At 50.1% G+C, this 4,476-nt stretch carries 5 protein-coding genes and 1 pseudogene; 1 reads left to right on the forward strand and 5 read right to left on the reverse strand.

Annotation, left to right across the window (positions count from 1 at the left end; genetic code table 11):
- A pseudogene (locus BOW51_RS11400) lies at positions 1-98 on the forward strand (transposase); the annotation flags it as partial.
- Here the strand turns inward: BOW51_RS11400 and BOW51_RS12025 are convergent.
- From BOW51_RS12025 to BOW51_RS07800, 5 genes are all read right to left on the reverse strand, one after another.
- Positions 76-366: a type II CBASS E2 protein gene (locus BOW51_RS12025; RefSeq protein ID WP_503167672.1), complete on the reverse strand. Its 291-nt coding sequence runs from the start codon at positions 364-366 to the stop codon at positions 76-78. The pseudogene BOW51_RS11400 and the gene BOW51_RS12025 overlap by 23 nt on opposite strands.
- A gap of 86 nt (positions 367-452) precedes the next feature.
- The gene (locus tag BOW51_RS07785) at positions 453-1,622 is read right to left on the reverse strand and encodes a nucleotidyltransferase domain-containing protein (RefSeq protein WP_078477190.1); all 1,170 of its coding nucleotides are present in this window, start codon (positions 1,620-1,622) and stop codon (positions 453-455) included.
- Positions 1,619-2,575, reverse strand: a complete 957-nt coding sequence (locus tag BOW51_RS07790) for a CBASS cGAMP-activated phospholipase (protein ID WP_078477191.1) — start codon at positions 2,573-2,575, stop codon at positions 1,619-1,621. Before BOW51_RS07790 ends, BOW51_RS07785 begins: the two co-directional genes overlap by 4 nt.
- A gap of 56 nt (positions 2,576-2,631) precedes the next feature.
- On the reverse strand, positions 2,632-3,183 hold the full coding sequence (locus BOW51_RS07795) for a helix-turn-helix domain-containing protein (RefSeq protein ID WP_078477192.1): 552 nt from the start codon (positions 3,181-3,183) through the stop codon (positions 2,632-2,634).
- Positions 3,184-3,211: 28 nt separating this feature from the next.
- Positions 3,212-4,117, reverse strand: coding sequence for an ATP-binding protein (locus tag BOW51_RS07800; RefSeq protein WP_135568144.1), 906 nt, complete (start codon positions 4,115-4,117; stop codon positions 3,212-3,214).
- Between the last annotated feature and the right edge of the window lie 359 nt (positions 4,118-4,476).

Genomic DNA, 4,476 nt, shown 5'->3' on the forward strand with positions numbered 1-4,476 from the left:
CATTTGAAGAGATGTACGACGCTGACATCTCACCAACCCTGATATCCAAAGTCACTCATGCTGTTATTGAAGAAGTTATCGAATGGCAATCAAGGCCACGGATGCGGATAGCCACATGGTTTCATTCCATTCATCGTGCCTTGGATAGAAAAGACACAGTTGTTGTTTGTCCTGCGAGTACAGATGGGGGATTTCTCGATCGCCCGCCAAATCCTGTATGGAAGGATCAAGCACATAGGTCTGCGGAAGTTTTCCTAATCTGTATCTGATGCCGATCTGGTATACCCACCCCATGGGAGATGGCCTCGCAGGATACTCCCAAACCAGGGTCGCATGCCGCTCAATCTGACCATTGCCCGACTGCACCGACTGCCGGAGATTCTGCAACTGCTGAGTCAAACCAATTCGGTTGTATTGACGTAACTGACGATGCTGCTTTGATGTAAGCATCGCTAACTACCATAAAACTTGTTCGGCCTGACTGGGTCACCATGCGCGGTGCCTACACCGATGCTTGATGATGCAAGCAAGATACCCGCAGTGCGGGCCACACTCATGCGATCGGTGACTTTCGTCAGGACTCGTCCCGCCTCAGGCCCAATGATTTTTTCTCTTAAATGCTCAATCAAGCTATCCAGCCCAGCGATCCGACCCAACTCTTCAACATCATGCAAGATCGCACCGTGCCACTCGAAAAAAGCTTTTGCCCGTTCCCGGTTGGTATTCCATTTTTCAGCGAAGTTTTCGCCTTTGGTTGTCGGGTTTGGTATGTAGTAAAAGATGCCGGTCGCAGTTTTCTGACACTGGATGTAACGCTTCATTCCAGCGATGACCTCGTACACCATGTCAATATCGGCGAGTCTACGTCCGCTAGTAACCACCGCCTCATAAGAATGCGCCGCCAGGGTCGTTATGATCACGGAGATCGGTGCTTTTCCCGAATCGTCATCTTTGAACTTTAGATCGCGATGGCGCTTACAAATTTGCACGATGCGCTTCAGCAACCCTTTTATCGGTACCTGCTCCGGGAGTGGCTCTATATCTGCTCTGATTTCCATTGAGCCCGGTGCCATCATGTAAGGTGTCATCTCCGCCCGCTTTTCGAACCATTGCGTGTACCCTTCCGGATTCGATGGTTTCATCGACTGGCTCAGGTCCTTGTCAGGTACCAAGAGACCGCCGTCGACACACCGGGAATTGGTCACTGAGGGCGTGATATCCATATGAAATTGGCCCGCATAATTAAGCCGCCAGCATCTCTGTTTCTCCTCAAGTATAGGCTGATAGTGTCCGTTGGCTTTTAGTCGATCACCTATGATTTTTTTCAGATAGGCGGCGCCCATGGATGCATGTCCGCTCAGCAAGTGACATACTAGATCGACGTCATACTCATCTCGCCCCAATGGCTTCACCGTTGTGCCGAGCCGGACTGAACCTTGAGAGAAGATTCGAGAGTCAGCCAGTATCGGATGGTCCGCATCGTCCAGCCAGCGTCCCACTGCATCATATTTCGATTGCGCATCCTCAAACTGGGTTTTCGTCAGTTCCAACTCCTGGCATGCCATTTCGAGCAGACCAGCAAGGTGGTGTTTCTGTGTATCGTTAAGGGTTTGGAAAGTCATGGCTGTATCTCAGGGGAAAGAGGGTTTGCAGGCACAAACGGCGGTGCCTTGTGATCAAGAAACGTTTTTCGGATGATCGGCATTTTATGCTTGCTCGCCATTGCCGCTTTCCCAAGAAGTTCTTTGGGTGTGTAGGCATCTAGCTGGTACAAGCCCTTTGGGGTTACCGGATTGATACGCACAAGGTTTTCTTTTCCGACCATGAGCTGCGCCTGCTTTTTTGCACCGGCATTTTGTCCGGCCATGATCGTCTTAGCACTTAGCCGTGCCCATTGAAGCAAGCCTCCAGTTGTCAGGCGTTTGGGAGGTGCTGATATCTCTTCAAAAGTACCGATGGAAAGAATTCGTATCTGATCGACAGGCACCTTCAAAATGCCCACTGCCTCGGCTAGGGCCACCATGGTTGGGTTGTTCGCCCAAACCCCGCCATCAATCAAAGTGCGATCTTCGATTTGACTGAACCCTGGGAAATAGGTGGGTGCTGCTGTGGTTGCCATGGCGACTTTCCACGCTGGCATCTTGTAATCCCTGACGAAATCTTCGTGGTGAGCCGTCTTGAACAACGCTACATCAGTATGCGCGAGATCGAAACTTGGGATAACTAACATCCGCTTGCTTTCGCCAATAAGCTGCTCTCCAAAACACTCCCGGAGCGCTAACTCCAGTCCTCTAGAATCATACTTATTTCTGACCAAATGACGTAGTCTGCGAAAAGGTGACGCTGGAAACATTGACTTGCCGTGATCGACATAGAAACCCAGTATTTCTTCTGGGGTAAGCCCAAGTCCAAGACCCAACGCGATGATCCCTCCGGTTGAAGTCCCTGCGATCAAGTCAAAATGATCAGTAATCGATACACCCAGGTCCCGTTCAATATGGGCTAGCAACGCCGCTGAAAACATTCCTCTGATGCCACCGCCGTCTAGCGAAAGGATTTGAAAACGTTCTGTCATTCAATCTACCCTAAATATTCATTCAATGAAACTATTGAACCAGATTCCAAAAAAAATCAACGAATCGCAAAGTAACGAAATTCGACTCCGCCGGAAGGTGCCTTCTCATCCTTTCGGAGAATGAACCCCGCTTCCAACAACTGTTTCAGTTTCGTGCTCGCGTTGGTTAGTTTTAACTCGAGCTTGTCTGCGACATAGGATGCCGATGTTTCTCCTGTTTCGAGCACGTAATCTAGTAGTTCTTTGTTTCCGCGACTTGGTTCCAAGCCGATCATGCCGTGACGCCCTTCTTCACTGAGGCCGATTGGTTGCTCCCGACGAATCGCCGCGGCTTCCAGGTTCTCCAGCATGTCCTGGTTCGGGATGTCCTTCAGGCAGAAACCTTTCCTACCTCGATAACGAACAGCTAGCTCAACCACGCTTTCTCTCGCAAAAGAAACATCCACTCGACGAACACCATCAAACGAGACATAGAAGACCAAAATCCCTGGGCTCTGCCCGACAGCAGCAATAAGCTGGCTGTGGACAGCCCGGCCTTCACTATTGCCCCAGCCGTCATCACGCTCCATGAAATCGTGCACACGAATTGTCGTTGATTTCTGCTTCATTGAATATATTGAAACAGTTTTTTGCTAGTTACGCAAGTGAGAATTCAAATGCTAAGTGCGTCCCCCACAACAGCGGTGCATCGTTCTGAGAATAAACCGTGTGAGGCGTGTAGCCGTCAGTGGACGGGACCAGTCGGACGTAGGTGTTCGGCAGACGCACCTCCAACTTGGCATTGTATCTGATGGCCTTAGTGGCACACTGTTTCAGCCCGTTTCCTCTACCCTTACCATGACGTGATAGCCCGTTTCGGAATGCCTCGACCAACAACGACGCGTCATCGAGACTACCCAAAGCATGGTCTTGCATGAGTAGTGCTGGCCGAAGTGTCTCGATCAATCCTTTGCCACTATCCGACACAGCAACCGTTGCCTTCTTCCCCTGCGGATAGACCTGCAAAACGGCAAAGCCGTCTAAATTGGTTTCGCTGTGTTCGTAGATATTGCTGACCAACTCTCCCAATACGGTGTAAGCGGCCGGCCCAAATGCATCCCTATCGACGGTATCCGGCAACGCGGCAGTTAACGCACGTTCAAGTCGGCTAGGCAATTCTCGATCCTGATGAATGGGGCTTATCGGCGCAAATTCCACAAGCCCTTGATTACCACCCCGATACAGCTCCGCGCTTGAATACGATGGCCTTTCCGGCTCCACCGTAATTCGGGTATCCAGCAAATCAAAGAAGCCGATACGGTTCAGATAGCCTAGTGTCGCAGAGCTGAATCCAAAACTCATCGACACCGATTTTCCAATCGCTTGCAACTGGTTCGCCAATGAAAGTAACTTCACACCCGCCGCTACCATGATCTTACAGTTCGATGGAATCTCGAAACGAACGAACATATCGGGCGATGTCAGCAGCGCTGGGCTGGAGCGTAAGGCTTGTTCAAACGCTTGCCCAGTGACCCATTTGCTAGGGAGAACAACTGTTTCCAAACTAGAAAGTCCTATGATCCTTGTCGCCGAAGTAACTTTTCCCACATCTACGCTTTCATGATTATTGGTACCATCACATCAAGCTTCGCTTACCTCTTTTTTCAAGCAAGCATGACACTGGATTATAATGCGCAAGAAGGCTTGCTGTGATTATGCTTCAACATTGAGATTAGGTCGAACTTTACCCTGTGACTGACGAAGAGCTAGCGGAAGAGACTAAAACCCCGAGGCCGACACACACATCAAGATAATTCAGTCAGATTCCAAGAATCTTCAATTTATCGAGCTCGAAGAGGACCCACTTCTCAGACTTCCTGAATCAGAAGAAACCCCTGAGCTCTGACCTCCCCAAGCCCAGT

The organism is Solemya elarraichensis gill symbiont (assembly GCF_002021095.1).
In the GTDB taxonomy this organism is placed as follows: Bacteria; Pseudomonadota; Gammaproteobacteria; order Chromatiales; family Chromatiaceae.